This is a genomic window from Streptomyces sp. NPDC043427, assembly GCF_056436655.1.
On the sequence record NZ_JBWKCC010000005.1, the window covers coordinates 166004 to 183770 of the forward strand.

15 protein-coding genes and 4 pseudogenes are annotated in these 17767 nt (G+C 70.4%); 10 read left to right on the top strand and 9 right to left on the bottom strand.

What is annotated here, in order from left to right; genetic code table 11:
- The first annotated feature begins 83 nt into the window (after positions 1 to 83).
- Complete coding sequence (locus AC067M_RS12740) at positions 84 to 620, top strand: hypothetical protein (RefSeq protein ID WP_478697026.1); 537 nt, start codon at positions 84 to 86, stop codon at positions 618 to 620.
- A 20-nt stretch (positions 621 to 640) separates the two neighbouring features.
- Here AC067M_RS12740 and AC067M_RS12745 read toward each other — a convergent pair whose 3' ends face one another.
- Positions 641 to 1702: an O-antigen ligase family protein gene (locus AC067M_RS12745; RefSeq protein ID WP_478697027.1), complete on the bottom strand. Its 1062-nt coding sequence runs from the start codon at positions 1700 to 1702 to the stop codon at positions 641 to 643.
- Between the two features lie 312 nt (positions 1703 to 2014).
- Here AC067M_RS12745 and lnt point away from each other — a divergent pair, with 312 nt between their 5' ends.
- From lnt to AC067M_RS12765, 4 genes are all read left to right on the top strand, one after another.
- On the top strand, positions 2015 to 3625 hold the full coding sequence (lnt, locus tag AC067M_RS12750; RefSeq protein ID WP_478697028.1) for an apolipoprotein N-acyltransferase: 1611 nt from the start codon (positions 2015 to 2017) through the stop codon (positions 3623 to 3625).
- A 67-nt stretch (positions 3626 to 3692) separates the two neighbouring features.
- Positions 3693 to 4172: an NUDIX hydrolase gene (locus tag AC067M_RS12755; RefSeq protein WP_478697029.1), complete on the top strand. Its 480-nt coding sequence runs from the start codon at positions 3693 to 3695 to the stop codon at positions 4170 to 4172.
- Positions 4173 to 4226: 54 nt separating this feature from the next.
- On the top strand, positions 4227 to 5033 hold the full coding sequence (locus tag AC067M_RS12760; RefSeq protein ID WP_478697030.1) for a 3-hydroxybutyrate dehydrogenase: 807 nt from the start codon (positions 4227 to 4229) through the stop codon (positions 5031 to 5033).
- Between the two features lie 75 nt (positions 5034 to 5108).
- Entirely contained in the window at positions 5109 to 7058 is a 1950-nt protein-coding gene (locus AC067M_RS12765) for a helix-turn-helix domain-containing protein (RefSeq protein WP_478697031.1), read from the top strand.
- A gap of 43 nt (positions 7059 to 7101) precedes the next feature.
- Here AC067M_RS12765 and AC067M_RS12770 read toward each other — a convergent pair whose 3' ends face one another.
- The 7 genes from AC067M_RS12770 to AC067M_RS12800 form a co-directional block, all read right to left on the bottom strand.
- A complete protein-coding gene (locus tag AC067M_RS12770; protein WP_478697032.1) occupies positions 7102 to 8487 on the bottom strand; it encodes an MFS transporter in 1386 nt (461 codons plus the stop codon).
- Positions 8488 to 8735: 248 nt separating this feature from the next.
- A complete protein-coding gene (locus AC067M_RS12775) occupies positions 8736 to 9506 on the bottom strand; it encodes an SDR family NAD(P)-dependent oxidoreductase (RefSeq protein ID WP_478697033.1) in 771 nt (256 codons plus the stop codon).
- Positions 9507 to 9685: 179 nt separating this feature from the next.
- Positions 9686 to 10336, bottom strand: coding sequence for a helix-turn-helix domain-containing protein (locus AC067M_RS12780; RefSeq protein WP_478697034.1), 651 nt, complete (start codon positions 10334 to 10336; stop codon positions 9686 to 9688).
- A gap of 107 nt (positions 10337 to 10443) precedes the next feature.
- Positions 10444 to 12135, bottom strand: a complete 1692-nt coding sequence (locus AC067M_RS12785) for a rhamnogalacturonan lyase B N-terminal domain-containing protein (RefSeq protein WP_478697035.1) — start codon at positions 12133 to 12135, stop codon at positions 10444 to 10446.
- A 100-nt stretch (positions 12136 to 12235) separates the two neighbouring features.
- A complete protein-coding gene (locus AC067M_RS12790) occupies positions 12236 to 12607 on the bottom strand; it encodes a hypothetical protein (RefSeq protein ID WP_478697036.1) in 372 nt (123 codons plus the stop codon).
- Between the two features lie 124 nt (positions 12608 to 12731).
- The gene (locus AC067M_RS12795) at positions 12732 to 13577 is read right to left on the bottom strand and encodes a hypothetical protein (RefSeq protein WP_478697037.1); all 846 of its coding nucleotides are present in this window, start codon (positions 13575 to 13577) and stop codon (positions 12732 to 12734) included.
- 90 nt (positions 13578 to 13667) lie between these two features.
- Entirely contained in the window at positions 13668 to 14078 is a 411-nt protein-coding gene (locus AC067M_RS12800) for a hypothetical protein (protein ID WP_478697038.1), read from the bottom strand.
- 683 nt (positions 14079 to 14761) lie between these two features.
- Here AC067M_RS12800 and AC067M_RS12805 point away from each other — a divergent pair.
- Positions 14762 to 14911 (top strand): annotated as a pseudogene (locus tag AC067M_RS12805) (NADH:flavin oxidoreductase/NADH oxidase); the annotation flags it as partial.
- A 305-nt stretch (positions 14912 to 15216) separates the two neighbouring features.
- On the opposite strand, the gene AC067M_RS12810 reads toward AC067M_RS12805, so the two are convergent.
- Positions 15217 to 15750, bottom strand: coding sequence for a DUF6193 family natural product biosynthesis protein (locus AC067M_RS12810; protein ID WP_478697039.1), 534 nt, complete (start codon positions 15748 to 15750; stop codon positions 15217 to 15219).
- 158 nt (positions 15751 to 15908) lie between these two features.
- Between AC067M_RS12810 and AC067M_RS12815 the strand changes: the two are divergent.
- The 4 genes and pseudogenes from AC067M_RS12815 to AC067M_RS12830 form a co-directional block, all read left to right on the top strand.
- Positions 15909 to 16079, top strand: a pseudogene (locus AC067M_RS12815) (TetR family transcriptional regulator); the annotation flags it as partial.
- A 115-nt stretch (positions 16080 to 16194) separates the two neighbouring features.
- Positions 16195 to 16404: pseudogene (locus AC067M_RS12820) on the top strand (TetR-like C-terminal domain-containing protein); the annotation flags it as partial.
- A 248-nt stretch (positions 16405 to 16652) separates the two neighbouring features.
- Entirely contained in the window at positions 16653 to 17315 is a 663-nt protein-coding gene (locus tag AC067M_RS12825; protein ID WP_478697040.1) for an HAD family hydrolase, read from the top strand.
- Positions 17316 to 17388: 73 nt separating this feature from the next.
- A pseudogene (locus AC067M_RS12830) lies at positions 17389 to 17763 on the top strand (transposase); the annotation flags it as partial.
- Between the last annotated feature and the right edge of the window lie 4 nt (positions 17764 to 17767).

Consider the following 17767-nt stretch of genomic DNA (forward strand, 5'->3'; position numbering starts at 1 on the left):
CCTGACCCGAGGTCTCCACGGTCGGCGTAGTCACGCTCCGCGACCTGGTACCCGCGGAGCGAAACCTGAGTAACCTCATTGCCATGGACCTCCACATCCATGGTGAGGACACATCCCACCCCGATGTCTGGACCGGGCGCGCCACGAACCGGGTCCAATGGTTGCTGGCGCTGTTCGGCGCGGCCTGCATGGCACTCGGCATCGAGCTGGCGGTGGACTCCGCCTGGAGCTCCGGCATCGCGCTCGTCGTGTCCGTCGTCGGCTGCATCGCCGCCGGACTGCTGGTCCTCTTCGGCACCCTCGCCTTCGTCCACGTCGACCTCAAGCTCGACAGGGAGTGCGTGGAGGTGCGCTGCGGCCACATCGGCGTACCCCGCCGCCGCATCCCCCTCTCACACGTCGCCGGCGCCGACTTCGACCCGCACGTCAACCCGCGCCACTGGGGCGGCTGGGGCTACCGGTGGCGGCCCGAGAAGGGCACCGCGGTCGTCGTACGGCGCGGTGAGGGCGTCGTGCTCCGCCTGTGGAACGGACACACCTTCACGATCACCGTGGACAACGCGGAAGCCGCCGTACTGGCCATCAGGGCCCGACTGCGACCGACGACGCCGGCGCACTGAGCCCCCCGCGCGTACCGAGCTCACGAAATCAGTCGGTCACCAGGCGCGTGTGCGTCTGCCACGACCGTCCCCTCGGTGAGCGGACGGGCTGTGGCCAGGCCGGCCAGCAGGCCCGCGCCCACCGACACCGCGGTGAAGCTCAGGGCGTTGCCGATCGTGGCGATGGCGGCGAGGGCTGTGAGCGCCGCGCCCGCAGTCAGCGCGACCGGTGTGGGACGGGGTGTGTGCCACAGCGCGAACAGCACCCAGCAGAACGCAGCCGCGAGCAGCACGACGCCGACCATCCCCTGTTCGGCCGCCTGCTGAAGGAGCGCCGAGTGCGGCTTGCCGTCGGGCGTCAGTGCCTGGCCCGCCGTCGGGCTGAGTTCCCCGAAACGGCCGGGGCCCACGCCCAGGGAGGCCTCCTGACGTGCCAGGTGCAGGGCGTCGTGCCACAGGTCGATCCGGTGGGGCGTGAGCTCGTCCTCCAGGGTCGCCGCGAGTCCGCCCGGCAGCGTTCTCCCGGCCGCCGCCCAGGTCAGCCCCGCCACCAGGGCCGTGGCCAGGGCCAGACCGGCGAGACCGAGACCGCGGTGGCGCGTGAGTCCGGCGGCGAGCGAGCACAGCAGCACCGCGGCACACGTCACGACCGCGGTCGTCGAGCCGAGGGCGGCGGCGGTCACGGCGATCCCCACGGCCAGGACGCGCAGCGCGAGCCGCAACGCGGGCAGCGGGGTGGCCCAGGCGGCACAGCAGGCGGCACCTGTGGAGAGGGTCAGCAGCGCCGCGGTGGCACCCGCGTGCCCGAGCGGTCCGACCAGCTCGGGGCCGGGCGAGAGCTGCGGGACGGCGATGGTCAGGCCGACCCCGGCCAGCGCCCCGGCGCAGGGCGCGGCGACCGGCAGGAGCGCGCCGAAGATCCGCCCGGCGGCGTAACCCGCGGCCACCGCGAGAACCGCGAGCAGCATGCCCTCGGGGCGGCCGTCGTGCGCGGCCGCGGTGATCAGGGACCAGGCGGCACAGGCCCCGAGCACCACCACGCCCGCCGCGTCAGAAACGTTTCGTCTCGCGCCGTCCGCATCCGGACCGGCCACAGAGGTCATCCCCGTGGAACCCACTCCGCCCCCTGAACCCGGCCGCCCCACCGACCGTGCACCAAACCCTGCCGTGACTGATCACGAGCACCGGCCCCGGCACACCGTAACGGCTGATGAGCCGTTTGTGGATGTGTTGGACCGAGATGCGCAGGAACGATGCGCCTCGTGGCGCCCCCGGGCGACCTTGTTGCCTCCCCCTCGCGTCCCCCTTGCGTTCCTCCCGCCTCCCTCCCGCCTCCCTCGTACGGCCCGAGGCGTCCGGTGCCGCGGCGCGGACCGCGTTGTCGGCGCGGCGGTCACCCGCCGTACACTCCCGGAGTGACCGTCACCGCAACCTCCGTGGGCCAGTCGGACCAGGCACGCCCGCAGCCCGCGCCCGCATCGCGCGGCGCGCGGCTCGCGCGCTTCGTCCCGGCCATCGCCGCGGCGCTCTCCGGAGTGCTGCTGTACGTCAGTTTCCCGCCGCGCACCCTGTGGTGGCTGGCCCTGCCGGCCTTCGCCGTCTTCGGCTGGGTACTGCGCGGCCGCAGCTGGAAGGCGGGTCTGGGCCTCGGTTACCTCTTCGGCCTGGGTTTCCTGCTGCCGCTGCTGGTGTGGACCGGTGTGGAGGTCGGCCCCGGGCCCTGGATCGCGCTGGTGGTCATCGAAGCGATCTTCGTCGCGCTGGTCGGCGCGGGCATCGCCGCGGTGTCGAAGCTGCCCGCCTGGCCGGTGTGGGCGGCCGCGCTGTGGATCGCCGGTGAGGCGGCACGCGCGCGTGTACCCTTCCGTGGCTTCCCCTGGGGCAAGATCGCCTTCGGCCAGGCGGACGGCGTCTTCCTGCCGCTCGCGGCCCTCGGCGGCACCCCCGTGCTCGGCTTCGCGGTCGTCCTGTGCGGCTTCGGCCTGTACGAGGTCGTCCGCCTCGTCCTCGAAGGACGCCGTACCGGCGTGGTGCGGCGGTCGACCGCGGCGGTGGCGCTGCTGAGCGTCGCCGTACCGGTGGTGGGCGCCGTGGCCGCGCGGCCGCTGGTCAGCGACAAGGCCGAGAAGGGCACCACCACCGTCGCCCTCATCCAGGGCAACGTGCCCCGCCTCGGCCTGGACTTCAACGCCCAGCGGCGCGCCGTCCTCGACTACCACGCGCGCGAGACGGAGCGGCTGGCCGCGCGGGTCGAGGCCGGCAAGGTGCCCCGGCCCGACCTCGTGCTGTGGCCGGAGAACTCCTCCGACATCGACCCCTTCGCCAACCCCGACGCGCGCGCGGTCATCGACGGCGCCGCCAAGGCGATCGGCGCGCCCATCTCCGTCGGCGGTGTCGTCGAACGCGACGGCAAGCTGCTCAACGAACAGATCCTGTGGGACCCGGTCAAGGGCCCGACCGACACCTACGACAAGCGGCAGATCCAGCCCTTCGGCGAGTTCCTCCCGCTGCGCTCGTTCATCGGCGCCATCAACAAGAACTGGACCAGCATGGTCCGCCAGGACTTCAGCCGGGGCAGCAAGCCGGGCGTGTTCGCCATGGCCAACGCCAAAATCGGCCTCGTCACCTGCTACGAGGCGGCCTTCGACTGGGCCGTGCGCGACACCGTCACCGACGGCGCGCAGATCATCTCCGTGCCCAGCAACAACGCGACCTTCGACCGCAGCGAGATGACCTACCAGCAGCTCGCCATGTCCCGTATCCGCGCCGTCGAGCACAGCCGCACCGTCACGGTGCCGGTGACCAGCGGTGTCAGCGCGATCATCATGCCGGACGGGAAGATCACCCAGAAGACCGGCATGTTCGTGGCCGACTCCCTGGTGCAGAAGGTGCCGCTGCGCTCCTCGCAGACCCCCGCGACGCAACTGGGGATTCTGCCGGAGATCGCCCTGCTGCTGGTGGCCGCGGGCGGACTCGGCTGGGCGATCGGCGCCGGTGTGCGCGGGCGGCGCGCCGGTGGCGTGTAGTCGTACGCCGGTTGCCCGCCCCCTGAACCCGTCCGGCCCTGCGGGACCGGCCCGCTAGGGTCGGTCCATGGCTACTCCTGACTTCATCCGTACGCTCCGGGCGACCGCCGGGAGCCAACTGCTCTGGCTGCCCGGGGTCACCGCCATCGTCTTCGACGACGACGGCCGAGTCCTGCTCGGCCGCCGTTCCGACACCGGCAAGTGGTCGGTGATCGGCGGCATCCCGGAACCGGGGGAGCAGCCGGCGGCATGTGCGGAGCGGGAGGTCCAGGAGGAGACCGCGGTGCGCTGCGTCGTCGAGCGAGTCGTGCTCGTCCAGGCGTTGGAGCCGGTCACGTACGAAAACGGCGACGTCTGCCAGTACATGGACATCACCTTCCGCTGTCGCGCCGTGGGCGGTGAGGCCCGCGTCAACGACGACGAGTCGCTGGAGGTGGGGTGGTTCGAGGTGGACGCCCTGCCGGAGCTGAACGAATTCGGGCTGTTCCGGATCAAGCAAGCGCTGTCGGACGCGCCCACATGGTTCGACACCACGAGTTCTCTCTGAAGTATGGGTGGTGACCATATGGGGTGGGGCAGGGGCGCTGCCTAGGGTCGAGACATGACCCCGCCCAGCGCCCTGCCCGGCCTCCCCACCCCCACGCTCGACCTCGGCGGCCGCACCGCTCTCGTCACCGGTGCCGCCGGAGGCATCGGCCGCGCCTGTGTGCTGCGGTTGGCGGCCGCCGGTGCCAAGGTGAGAGCGGTCGACCGGGACGCCACGGGCCTGGAGGCGCTCGCCGAGCGGTCCGCGTCCGTGGGACTGGCGGGCCGCGTCGAACCGCACGTCCTCGACCTGACCGACCTGGACGCCGCCGAGATCGCCGCCGCGGGCACCGACGTCCTCGTCAACAACGCGGGACTGCAACTGGTGCGGCCCATCGAGGAGTTCCCGCCGGAGGTCTTCCATACGGTGCTCACCGTGATGCTGGAGGCACCGTTCCGGCTCATCCGCGGCGCCCTGCCCCACATGTACGGGCAGGGGTGGGGGCGCATCGTCAACGTCTCCTCGGTGCACGGGCTGCGAGCCTCGGCCTTCAAGTCGGCCTACGTGGCCGCCAAGCACGGCCTGGAGGGGCTGTCCAAGACCGCCGCTCTCGAAGGCGCGCCCCACGGAGTCACCTCCAACTGCGTGAACCCCGGCTACGTGCGCACCCCGCTCGTCGAGAAGCAGCTCGCCGACCAGGCCAGGGCGCACGGCATCCCCGAGGCGCGCGTACTGTCCGAGATCCTGCTGCAGGACAGCGCGGTCAAACGGCTCGTCGAACCCGAGGAGGTCGCCGAGGCCGTCGCGTATCTGTGCGGGCCGCAGGCGTCCTTCGTCACCGGTACCTCGCTGGTCCTCGACGGCGGCTGGACCGCGCACTGAGCGGGGCGGGTCCATGGGATCCGGAGTTGTCCACAGGGCTGACGGGACGAGCCGGTCATGGTGAATCCTGTGAGCATGTCCAGCGATCACGTCCAGTCGGCCGAGCGCACCAACGGCGACGCCCCGGCGTCCGCGGGCAGCAGCGTCGAGGCACCCTTCCTCGACCTGCTGGCCCGGGGCGCGGGCGCCGACGCGTACGAGCGGCCCGTGCTGCTCGCCCGCGCCGACGGCCGACCGACCGAGCGGATCGAGGCACTCGAACACGCCAAGCGGCTCGCCCTGCGCGTGCGCTCCGAGCTGGAGAAACGACGTCGGCGCGAGGCCGAGCTGTCCGCGCTGTTCGAAACCGCGCACGACCTGGCGGGCCTCAGGGACCTGGACGCCGTGCTCCAGGCGATTGTGCAGCGCGCCCGGTCGCTGCTTGCCACCGACGTCGCCTACCTCAGCCTGAACGACCCGGCCAGAGGCGACACCTACATGCGGGTCACCGAGGGCTCGGTCGCGGCCCGCTTCCAGCAGTTGCGGCTCGGCATGGGAGAGGGGCTCGGCGGCCTCGTCGCCCAGACGGCCCGCCCGTACGTCACCGACGACTACTTCCAGGACGAACGTTTCCAGCACACCGCCACCATCGACGCGGGCGTACGGGACGAGGGACTCGTGGCCATCTGCGGGGTGCCGCTGATGCTCGGGCCGCACGTCATCGGGGTGCTCTTCGCCGCCGACCGCCGGGCCCGGGTCTTCGAGCGGGAGCAGATCGCGCTGCTCGGCTCCTTCGCCGCGCTCGCCGCGGCCGCCATCGACACCGCCAATCTGCTCACCGAGACCCGCTCCGCCCTCGCCGAGCTGGAACGGGCCCACGAGATCATCCAGGACCGCAGCGCGGTCATCGAGCGCGCCTCCGACGTCCACGACCGGCTCGCCGAACTCGTCCTGCGCGGCGGCGGTGTCCACGACGTGGCCGCCGCGGTCTCCGAAGTCCTCGACGGCGCGGTGCAGTTCATCGAGGCCACCGCCGCACCGACGGCAGCCCTGGAGGCGTCCCGCGCCGACGGACACGCCGTGCCGCACGAGGACGACTGGATCGCCGCCGTGACCGCCGGCGGCGAACTGCTCGGCGCGCTCGTCCTGCACGGCCACCCCGGCCTCGACCCCGTCGACCAGCGCACCCTGGAGCGCGCCGCGATGGTCACCTCACTGGTGCTCCTGGCCAGACGCTCCGCCGCCGAGGCCGAACAGCGTGTCCGAGGCGAACTCCTCGACGACCTGCTCGACGCCCGCGACCGGGACCCCCGTCTGCTGCGCGAGCGTGCCTCCCGGCTGCACGCCGACCTCGACGCCACCCACGTCGTCCTTGCCGCACGCCTCGCCGGCGCGGCGGCCGACGCCGAGCAGGAGGCGGACGCCCGCAGACGCCTGTGGTCCGCGGCCTCCCACCTCGCCGCGACCCGGCACGGGCTCGCCGCCGCCCGCGACGGAGGCACCGTCCTCCTGCTGCCACTCGCCCCCGGCGACACCGCCACCGACCTCGCCCGCCGCACCGCACGGCAGCTGGGCACGGCCGTCCACGAGGCGGTCACCGTCGGCGCCTCCGGGCCCGTAGAGGATCTCGACGCCCACCCGGACACCGTGGCCACCGCCTACACGGAGGGCCGCCGCTGCCTCGACGCCCTGCGCCTGCTCGGCCGCTCCGGGGACGGCGCCGCCGCCGAGGACTTCGGCTTCCTCGGACTGCTGCTGGCCGGCGACCGGGACATCGGGGGCTTCGTCGAGCGCACCATCGGCCCGGTGGTCGCGTACGACGAACGGCGCGGCACCGATCTGCTGCGCACCCTCGACGCGTATTTCGCCTGCGGCATGAGCCCGGCCCGCACCAAGGACGAGCTGCACGTCCACGTCAACACGGTCGCCCAGCGCCTGGAGCGCGTCGGCCGGCTCCTGGGCGACGACTGGCAGAACCCGTCCCGGGCCCTGGAGATACAACTCGCCCTACGTCTGCACCGCTTGTCGGCACCGACCCAGAACTGACCCCCGTACCCGGGCGGATACGGGGGCCGGTCGGCAAGGCGGATCAGACGGTACGGGCGTCCGCAGCCCCGGCTGTCGCGGGTTCGGTACCGGCAGCGGGGTCGACATCGGCCAGATCCCGGTGCCGGGTCTCCTTCGCCACTCCCACGGCGACGAGGGTCAGTACGGCCGCCGCGATCACGTACAGCGCGATCGGCGTGGAGCTGCCGTAGTCGGACAGCAGAGCGGTGGCGATCAGGGGGGCGGGCGCACCGGCGGCGACCGAGGCGAACTGCGCGCCGATGGAGGCACCGGAGTAGCGCATCCGGGTGGCGAACATCTCGGAGAAGAAGGCGGCCTGGGGCGCGTACATCGCCCCGTGCATCACCAGGCCCACGGTCACCGCGAGAATCAGGTTGCCAAACCCACCCGTGTCGACAAGCGAGAAGAACGGAAACATCCACAGCCCCACACCCGCCGCGCCGACCAGATACACGGGCCGCCGTCCGACCCGGTCGGACAACGCACCCCAGGCCGGGATCACCGCGAAGTGCACGGCGGAGGCGATGAGTACGGCGTTGAGCGCGGTCTGCTTGGAGACTCCGGCCGACGTGGTGGCGTAGACGAGGATGAAGGCGGTGATGACGTAATAGGAGATGTTCTCCGCCATGCGTGCGCCCATCGCGACCAGTACGTCCCGCCAGTGGTAGCGCAGCACGGAGACGAGCGGCAGCTTCTCAGTGTCGTCCGCCCGGGCCGCCTTGCGCGCCTCGGCCTGCGCCAACGCCTGCCGGAAGACAGGCGATTCATCGACAGACAGACGAATCCACAATCCGACGACCACGAGCACACCGGAGAGCAGGAACGGGATGCGCCAGCCCCAGGAGCCGAAGGCGTCGTCGGACAGCACGGCGGTCAGCAGGGACAGCACACCGGTCGCGAGAAGCTGTCCGGCCGGGGCGCCGGTCTGCGGCCACGACGCCCAGAACCCACGCCGCCGCGCGTCCCCGTGCTCGGACACCAGCAGCACGGCGCCGCCCCACTCCCCGCCGAGCGCGAACCCCTGAACCAGCCGCAGCACCGTCAGCAGCACGGGCGCCGCGGTCCCGACGGTCGCATGCGTCGGCAACAGCCCGATCGCGAACGTCGCCCCGCCCATCAGCAACAGGCTCAGCACCAGCAACTTCTTCCGCCCGAGCCGGTCACCGTAATGCCCGAACACCAGCGCCCCCAACGGCCGCGCCGCGAACCCCACGGCGTACGTCAGAAACGACAACAACGTCCCGACGAGCGGATCGGAGTCCGGAAAGAACACCTTGTTGAACACAAGCGCGGCGGCCGAGCCGTACAAGAAGAAGTCGTACCACTCGATGGTGGTGCCGATGAGGCTGGCGGCGACGATGCGCTTGAGACTGGCGGAGGGTGGGGGAGCGGTCGCGGGGGAGGACATCGGCACCACTTCCAAGCGGTTGGCGGGGACGTGTTCGTGTCGCCATACCGTAGGAATGCGCAGGTCAGTGGCACATGTGGTGGGGCACCATAGTTCGAGTGTTGGCTATGCGTGCGGCCCCCATGTCGACTCACGGCAAGGCGTTTCAGGGGCCCGATGGTGGTCGAAACGAGTGCCGTCCGGACGCGTAGTTCCTCGACACACTCCCCACGCTCCGCTGAGTCGCCGAGCTGGCGCCGACGGGTGTTCTACAGGGAGGCCAGTCTTCGGAGGACTGCTGAGGAGACCGAGGTGGGCAGGACGTTCAGGGTACGAACCAGCGCGGTTGTTGCCCAGGGGAAGTACGCCTGCGCCGGTTCTCTCTCCAGGGCACGTATGACATGGCGTGCTGCGTGCTCTGTGCTGATCTGGAAGGGTTTGGGCAGGCTGTCGGCGTTGACCCGGTCGGTCGCGACGAAGCCGGGGTGGATGCTGGTGAACCGGATGCCCTGGGGTGCCAGTTCGACGCGCGCGGCGTCGATGAGCGTGCGGGCGGCCGCCTTCGCGGCGGAGTAGGGGCCTTGGCGGGGGATGCCCATGAGCCCTGCCAGCGAGTTGGTGTGGGCGATCAGGCCGCCGTGCGCCTGGTCTCCCAGTTGTGCGATCAGCGGGACGAGGTAGTTGACGACGACGTCGTAGTTCAGCGCCATGATCCGTGCCACGTCTGCCACGGTGACCTCGTCCATCGACATGTCCGGTCCCTGGCCGGCGTTGAGCAGGGCGATGTCGATGGATCCGTACTCGGCGACGGCGGCCGCCACCACGTCGGCGGCCGCCTGCGGGTCCAAGGCGTCGGCGGGAATGTCCAGGCAGGCGCTGCCGGCCGCTCGTACGTCCTTAGCCAGGGCTGCCAGCTCGGGGGCGCGTCGTGCGGTGACGACCAGACGGTTGCCGCCGGTGCCGAGTCGGCGCGCGACCTCCGCGCCGATCCCTGATGAGGCGCCGACGATCAGAACCGTCCTGCCCGTGATGCTTGCCATGGTGTTCCTTCACTTGCTGACGTGGTGGAAAGATTCCGCACCGGCCCGTGCCGTAGGAGGCGTCCACCCTTGCACGGAGGGGGCAGCCAAGGGCCGACGTCGGCCCGACCGGGCACCGCGCCCTTCGCTCCGCACCGGCATCCGGTCTACGTCTGGGAGGACCGCGACGGCGGCGACATCTACTGCTTTCCCGCTTTCGTCGGCGCGGACGGCGGCGCCAAGGTCGCTTTCCATGGCGAGGGTTCTCCCGCCGATCCGGACCGTCTCGATCGGGAGATCATCGCCTGACCGTGTGTGCGAGCGGGCCGCTCGCCGGGAGTGAGCACCCGGATCACCGCCGGGCGGCCGGCACCGTCGCTCTCCCGCAGCTGAGGGACGAGGCCGGCCCTCAATAGCGAGGACTTGCCGCTGCCGGACGGCCCGAACACCGCCGCGAACCGGTGCGCGTGCGCCAGGTCCAGGAGTTCGCTTATCAGTGCCTCCCGGCCGAAGAACAGGCCGCTGTCAGCCGGTTCGAAGCGGGCCAGCCCGCGGTACGGAGCCCGCTCGCCGGCCGCGTGAGCGCGGAACTCGGCGTCCGCCTCCCGCCAACGGGCCTCCCACTCGTCAGGGTCGGCGTCGAGCGACTGCGCGTATGCGCGCACCACCGCCACAGTCGGCAGCTGGTCGCCGGCTGCGGCCTGCGACAGCGCGGTCGTGGAGTAGCCCGCCCGCTCGGCCATCTCCCGGTACGGAGGCTTCCCGGCCTTCTCCCTCAGCAGGCGCAGGTCGTACGCGAGGCGCTGGACCGGACCGGTACTGGGGTCGACTGGTTTCTCTCGTCGGCCCACCTGGTGGCACCTTTCAAACATCAAACAAGAAACGGCGCTCAACCTACGTTTTCACCCGTCCGGAGGCAATCCCGGCCCCAGTCGATGAGGCCGGGACTCCCTCGGGCTCAGGGCACCAGCTCGATGGCGTCGTAGGAGACCCCGGCGCTGAGGTAGGCGGTGCCGCCGGAGCCGCTGACTATGTCGATCGTCAGCTCCTGGTAGGCGTCGGCGGACTTGATCCAGGCGCTCGCCGGGATGGCGTAGCCGTAGGTGTGGTTGTTGCCGCGGTAGGAGCCTACGGTGAGCGAGCGGGTCGTCGGTTCCTTGGCGGGCTGAGGGACGGCCGAGACCCAGTCATTGACCCTGATCCGGGGCCTGCCGTTCGCGAACGCGGTGGTGATGCCGATGTTGAGGGTGTGGCCGGAGGCCAGCTGCTGCTGCGTCAGCCTGAAACGGATCTTCAGTTTGTTGTTGATGTCCGCCCACTGGTAGCAGGGGAAGTCCGCCGGAGACGATGAGCCCACCGTGTGGACGCCGGCCGACCAGGGCCTGACCCTCGCGTCGGAGGGGTGCATGGTGGTCATCAGCGAGGCGTTCTTGAAGCCGCCGGGGGTGCCGGTCCAGTCGCCGATGCGCCAGATCGCGGGGTTCCGGCTCGGGTCTGCGGTGATCTTCAGCGTGTGCAGGGCCGTCGTCTTCCCGGCGGTGACCGTGACGGACGTGGTGTGGACGGCGAGTTCCTCCTTGTACACGGTGAGCGTGTAGGTGCCCGGGATCATGTACGGGGAGACGAAGTGCCCGGTGGCCGCGTCGGCCTTCGCCCAGTACTGGGCGTCGGCGTTCGCGAAGCCCACGGTGTAGGCGTGGCCGTCGCTCCGGCCGCTGATGCCGACGCCGGCGACCCGTCCGCGACCGCGGCGGCCGATCCAGCCGGCCAGGCCAAGACCGTCGACCCATGACGTGTCGATGACGCCGTGGCTGAGCGAGCGGGCGGGTGCGCCGCCATCGGTGAAGGCGAGGACGTAGGGCCCCTGGAGACCGAAGCGCATCGGTTCGGTCTGGTTCTCCCCGTAGTAGAGGATCTCGTACAGTCCCGCACCGTCCTCGTAGTGGTGGCGCATCAGTGAGCGGTAGAACGGTCCGCCGGACGCCTTCTCGTGGTTGCTCCGCACCATCCACATGCCGACCTTGCCATCGCTCCAGCCGACGTGGTCGTAGTCGATGACCCGCTGGTTGGAGTAGTGCTTGGAGCGGGTGGTGCCGTTCGGCTTGCGGCGGATGTCCTGCGCCTCGATCAGGTTGTCGGTGCGGGCGTCCCAGGTGTCGGGATTGTTGTTGGGGAACAGGCCGGGCTTGACGCGGACGATGTAGCGGGTGGCGGTGATGGAGGCGTCCGCCTTGTTCGTCCACATGTAGACGTTGTTCTCGCCGCGGCGGGCGGCGTAGTAGTGGTGCATCGTGCCGTGGACGACGGTGATCAGGATGGTGTCGCCGGTCTTGCGGATGCTCACGGACGAGCTGCCGAGCCCCGTCTCGACGTGGGAGTTGCGGTTGCCGTAGCCCTGGTATTCGGTGCCCTTGTAGACCAGGGAGGTCAGGTCGCCGTTGCGGTGGTCGACCTTGAAGACCAGGTCGGCGCCCGTGGTGACGACGTAGGCCTGTCCGTCGTCGCGGTGTCCGAAGGCGCTGGGCGCCGCGTCGGCGGTGGCGAGCAGAGGCCCGGCGACCGCGGCGCCCCCGCCGAGGACGAGTCCGCCGGCGGCGGTTCTGATCAGGACATCGCGGCGGGTCAGACGCCGGCGACCGTGTGCGGCCATGGTGGTTCCGTTCGTGAGCAAGAAGCTGATCGAGCCGTGGTGTGTGCGGCGGTGGTGGCCGGGTGGAGCCGGCTCACCACCGCCGCGGGGTGCCTTCCGGCTACCGGACGGTGCGGTAGGCGTTGCGGATCGTGCCGGTGTAGGTGTTGCCGGCGGTGTCGGAGAGGTCCGCGCTGAAGGAGACGGTGCCGGGCCTGCTCGGGTTGGTAAGAGTCAGGTAAGGCTTGCCGCTCGCCGCGCTGTGCACAGACACTCGCTTCCAGGTGCGGCCGCCGTCGTACGACGCCTTCACCGTCAGCGACTTCAGGTGCCCCTTGGCTGCCGCCGGGCCCTGAAGGGACAGTGGGACGGTGATCCGGGTGCCCGCCTTGGCCGTGCCGGTGAGGCTCAGCTTCGGATCGAAACGGACGACGGAGAGCGGCCAGGCGACCACCTGGGTGTCGGGCGTGTTCGCCGAGGTGAATGTCCACACGCCCTCGACATGGTCACTGATCTTGTAGCCCCTGCTGCGGTCGGCGGTGATGGACAGCTTGTAGCGTGCCGTCCCGGCCCGCAGGTTGGCTAGGTGTTCGGGCAGGTGTCCTCGGTGAAGTCGCCTATGACCTTGCTGCCGGAGGTGAGCCGGTGTGGACGCTGGTCTGCACGGAGTACGAGAAGTCGCCGGGGCCGTCCGAGAACATCGGCACGCACAGTGCGTAGTACCGGCCGACCCGCAGCCCGCCCACGACGTTCGTCGGTGTCACGATCGGGCCGTGGACACCGCCGTCCAGACCGGCGCGATAGGTACGGTTCGGCTCGAAGCGGCGCGAGGTGGCGAAGGCGGTCACGCCCTCGCCGTCCGTACCGTTCTGCGTCCGGGCGCCGAGGACCCAGCGCACGCCTTGGTCGGTCGACAGGTACTGCACGATCGAGGCGGTCGGCGCCGCACGCATCGGCCCTTCGACAGCCGACGTGACCTGGTCGAGCGCCGGCCGGCCCGGCGTGGACCAGGCGCTGTTCTGCGCGGTCGTGGCCCTGGCTACGGCCGTGGCGACAGAGGTGTTCACCCTGGCCATGCCCCGGGTGGAGGCGAAGGTACGGGTGAGGCCGTCGAAGAAGCCGCCGGCGCGGGTGGTCACCAGGTTGTACGCCGGGGATGTCGCGGTGCGCTGCCAGATGCCGCCGACCTGGGCGATGAAGTCGCCCGCGGGGGCGCTCGGGCCGACCTGGCCCAGGGAGCTGTCCTTGGCGTCGAGGCCGGTGCCGGCGGAGAGGTCGTAGGCCGGCTTGGCGCCGCGGGCGGCGAAGACGACCTGGCCGTCGCGCAGGGTGGCCCGGCGGTCCGGAGCGGTCACCTTCACGGGCTTGGCCTTGCGCCCGTCGAGGGCGACGGTGGTGTCGTGGTCGAGCACGATGCGGGGAGCGACCAACTGGGCGGACCGGCCTGCCGGGGTGATGGTCATGGCGCTGATCGCGTAGCGCCCCTTGGGCAGCCGCAGGGTGACTGTGCCGTTGCGTGCCTTTCCGTCGTCGTAGGGCGTGAACTGCTTGCCCTAGGCGTCGTCGTAGCCGTCCTTGACCAACTGCGTGACGTCGAACAGGCGGCGGTCCAGCCTGCCGCTGCCCAACAGCCTCGTCGCGTCGAGCGGAACGACGTAGGTGTGGCCGGCGAAGCGCCGTACCGAGTACCCGATGCCGCTACGGCCCTTGCCCGGCCGCACCTCGACCACCCGGCCGCTTCGGTCCAGGCCGACGGCGTCACCGGTCAGCAGCGCCACGCGCGCGGCCGGCTTGGTCAGACCGCCCAGGGACGCGGCGGACAGGCCGGCAGTCGTGATCGGTGCCGCGGGGGCGACTGTCGCGGTCGCCGTGAGACAGGCCAGGGTGAGCAGGGCGGCGATGCCGAATGCCGTTGCGCCATGTCCGTGCGGTCTCCTACTCGCCCGCTGGTGCTTGTTCTGCAAAGGAAGGTCCCTTTCCCCGTGGTCTGTGCCTGGTCCGTACGACGCCGCGTACGCGAGTGGAAGGGCGGCCCCGAGTCACCGAAGGGGGGCATGGGTGGCCGGGACCGCCTGCTGAAGGGCCGATGGCGAGGAAATGCCACCGGCGGCACCGACTCTGCAAGGCAGGGGAGTTGTTCAGTAGGTCCTGTCCAGCGCTGAAAAATGCGGAGTGCAAGCTAATGTGCGCCCACCCCGGCGGGGCGCCGCGGTCCCCACCGAGTCGGGAACGCGCGCAGCAGGGCTGCCGCGCGATACCCCGGACCGTGGGTCATGACTGCGACGAGACGCACAAGTCGTCCGGTGGGCCCCGGTGCCTGTCGTCCCGGAGCTGAGGGCGCACCGCAGGTCTCGGCACGGATCTACGCCCCGACCGGCGCCGAGACAGCGGACACCGGTTTGTGATCTGGCCGAAGGTGCAGCAGCCGCACTGAAAGGTGACGGTGCAGATAGCGCAGGCTCCGGCGTTGCACCCTTCTTGGGCCCGGTTCCCAGAGGTGTTCACACAGCGGGTCAAGCGGTGCGGGTCCGGTTGTCGACAGAGCGGTGTGCCGCTCGCTGCCCACGGTTAGAGAGGCGCGGCTGCTCGATGCCGCTTCGGCGGCGTCCGTGGTCTCGGTACCGACCACGGATGGTTCCGCGATCCGGTCTGCGACGCCAAGTTCGTCGCCGGACCGAGCTACCAGGTCCCCTTCGCCACCCAGGCCCGCCAGGCCACCGGAGTCCCCACGGCAGCCGTCGGCATCCTCACCAGCGGGCTGGCCGACGCCGTCTTCCTCGGCCGGGAACTGCTCCGCAAAGATTCTTCGTCTGCTGGTGGTACACAATGGGCTGCCCCCGGTGGCCAGGCAGACCGCGTACGAGATCCAGGTCGGCACCGGCCCCGGCAAGGCCGACGTCCGGCGCAGCGGCGAGCCGGCAGGCTCCAACAGCATTGAAGTCCCTTGCAGGGGCGGTGCGTTGCGGTCGGAGCAGGCGTACTTCCGGCGGCGAGACCTGGGGCGAGGGCCTCAACTCCCTTCGGCGTCTCTGGCCGCTCTCTCGTGAATGATCTTGAGTCGGGCCGCGGGGTGCTGTTATCGACGGACGCGGCCGCCCACCGTCATCCGTGCTCGTCCGTGGAGGCGGTGATGACGGGCTCGGGGCTGGTGGGCAGGAGTTCAAGCACGAGGGCCACAGCCTCTTCGGCGGTCTCGACTTCGCCGATCACGGCGAAGGGACTGCGTCGGCGAACCTTGAACCGTCCGTTGTGCAGGGGCTCGATCGATCCGGCCTGCACAGTCCAGGGGTAGCTGGTGGAGCTGCTGAAGAGCAGGGCGAAGTGGCTGGTGAACGGATACAGCCGCCGGAGTCGTGGTTGAGCGGCAGCGGCCTCCAGCAGCGGGACGATGCCCGGATATGGGAGCCCGGGCGAGCGGATCCGGTGTACTGCATGCCTCCACTGCCAGCTGAGTCGTAGGGTCTGCCAATGGGCCTCGACAACGTCAGCTGACCCGCGACTGCGTGCTGCAGCCATGTCCGGCAGAACTGGTCTTGGAGGCAGGGGCAACTGTTGATCGCAAGTCTCGTCCTTCGCGTCCACTGTCATAGTGTCGCGGCCGTCGCCTGAAACCGGTGCTCTGATAGCGAAGATCATGGCCGGATGAGGATGTGCATCCGGAGGAGTTGGAACGAGGCTCGGCCGTACATAGCTCGCTTGAGTGATTTATCGCTGCCCAGGCCAAGGCCAACAAGCGTGCCATCTGTGACTACTTCGGCGACAAGAACAAGCTCTTCGCCGTCATCGTCGAACGCGTGCTGGCCGACCTGGCCGAGGCCGTCCCGCCCAGCGGCGACCTGCCCGGCTACGCCGAGCGCCTCTTCGACTACCACCGCGCCCACCCCGAGGCCCTGCGCCTGGTGATGTGGGAGGCCTTGGAGATCGGCGAACAGCCCGTCCCGGCCGAGGAGGCACGCACCCGCCACTACCAGGACAAGATCGACTCCGCCGAGTCCGGCGGGCAGGGCGGCGACGCACGCACCCGTGTGTTCTTCACCCTCGCCCTGGCCGGCTGGAGCATTGCCATGCCCCAGCTGCGGCGACACCCCGGAACCTCTCAAGGACGCCTTCGCCGCACTGCTGGAACGCCTCGGCGAGGTCGCCGGGGACGGCGTCCACCCGGGACTGTTCACCGAGGTGTTCTGGGCGGCCCTGCACGGACTGGCAACCCTGACCCGGGCGCGACGGCTCCCGCCGGAGGACACCGAGCGCAGGGTGGAGCTGCTGGTGGACCGGCTCGCCATGGTCTGACACACCGCTCCAGCGGGCACGCAGCCGGGCCATTGGACCCCGCTGCCTGCCTCCGACATTGCTTCCGGTCACTCGCGCCCACACGGCGCAGCCGCAGGCTGCAGGGCCCCGTACCCCCAGACGGGCACACGCCCCGCAGGCTGCGATGCTCATGGATCACGACCCGATACGCGCCGTAGGGCATGTATCAGAAGTACGCGGGGCGCCTCTGGATCTGGCGTCTCACGTGGTGGTGACATCCTTGGTCGGTGTTCTCAACCGATCATGTGGGCGTCGTGTTCTTCGACGTCGACGGCACCCTCGTCCCAGGCACGAGTTCGTCGGTCTTTCTGGCTGGATTCCTTGGCCATCGAGACGAGTTGGCCAAGGCCGAGGGAGCCTACGCCTCCGGTGACCTGGACAATCGACAGGTCTCTGAGCTGGATGCCAAGGGCTGGGCGGGCGTGCCCGAAGAACAAGTCTCTGGCTGGCTCGATGGGCTTCCCTTGGTCTCGGGCATCACGGAGACCGTGGGCTGGTGCTGGCGGAACGGGTTGGTGCCCGTGCTGGCAACTCTCGCCTGGTCGCCGGTCGGCAACTACCTGACTGACCGCTTCGGCTTCCATGCGTTCAGCGGACCTCGGCTGGAGACCGCCGACAACCGATTCACGGGCGCCGTCGCCTGCCACTTCGACGAGTACGACAAACGAGATTTCGCCCTCGCGCAAGCCCGAGAGCTGGGGTTGACTCCCCACTCGTGCGGGGCCATCGGAGACAGCCGCTCCGACCTGCCCTTGTTCGCTTCCGTCGCGCTGAGCGTGGCGTTCAATGCCTCGGCAGAAGCGCGGGCGGCGGCGACCGTCATGGTGGATGGCGGCGACCTACGAGGCGTGCTCCCTGCCTTGAGCCGCTTGGTCACAGCCACTCGTTGATGGCCGCGACGAGAAGGACGGTCGCCTCGTAGGGGACCGCGAGCTTGTCGTAGCTCGTGGCCACGGCCGGTGCCTGGCCGCAGACGGCCACGCACGACCCCTCGCCTTCACCGTCACCGCAGGCCAGGCAGGTGATGCACTCGCCTTCGAGACGGTGATGTCCCGCATCCGCGTGCCCCGCAGGGGCCCGGGTGGGTCTCGGACCCGGCCCCTGGCCGTTCTGGCCGACCGCGCGTATTCCTCACGTGCCATCCGCAGTCACCTGCGGCGCCGGCGTATCCCTGCGGTCATCCCGCAGCCGTCCGGCCAAGTCGGTCACCGCCTGAGGCGAGGTCGACTCGGTGGCCGTCCGCCTGGCTTCGACAGCCAGGCCTACAAGCAGCGGAACACCGTCGAGCGGTGCATCAACCGCCTCAAGCAGTGGCGCGGCATGGCCATACGAACCGACAACC

What these genes read in the sequence shown, in the direction of transcription:
- AC067M_RS12740 (WP_478697026.1), top strand. Translation starts at nt 84, where the DNA reads ATGGACCTCCACATCCATGGTGAGGACACATCCCACCCCGATGTCTGG.
- AC067M_RS12745 (WP_478697027.1), bottom strand. Translation starts at nt 1,702, where the DNA reads ATGACCTCTGTGGCCGGTCCGGATGCGGACGGCGCGAGACGAAACGTT.
- AC067M_RS12755 (WP_478697029.1), top strand. Translation starts at nt 3,693, where the DNA reads ATGGCTACTCCTGACTTCATCCGTACGCTCCGGGCGACCGCCGGGAGC.
- AC067M_RS12760 (WP_478697030.1), top strand. Translation starts at nt 4,227, where the DNA reads ATGACCCCGCCCAGCGCCCTGCCCGGCCTCCCCACCCCCACGCTCGAC.
- AC067M_RS12765 (WP_478697031.1), top strand. Translation starts at nt 5,109, where the DNA reads ATGTCCAGCGATCACGTCCAGTCGGCCGAGCGCACCAACGGCGACGCC.
- AC067M_RS12770 (WP_478697032.1), bottom strand. Translation starts at nt 8,487, where the DNA reads ATGTCCTCCCCCGCGACCGCTCCCCCACCCTCCGCCAGTCTCAAGCGC.
- AC067M_RS12775 (WP_478697033.1), bottom strand. Translation starts at nt 9,506, where the DNA reads ATGGCAAGCATCACGGGCAGGACGGTTCTGATCGTCGGCGCCTCATCA.
- AC067M_RS12785 (WP_478697035.1), bottom strand. Translation starts at nt 12,135, where the DNA reads ATGGCCGCACACGGTCGCCGGCGTCTGACCCGCCGCGATGTCCTGATC.
- AC067M_RS12795 (WP_478697037.1), bottom strand. Translation starts at nt 13,577, where the DNA reads ATGACCATCACCCCGGCAGGCCGGTCCGCCCAGTTGGTCGCTCCCCGC.
- AC067M_RS12810 (WP_478697039.1), bottom strand. Translation starts at nt 15,750, where the DNA reads ATGATCTTCGCTATCAGAGCACCGGTTTCAGGCGACGGCCGCGACACT.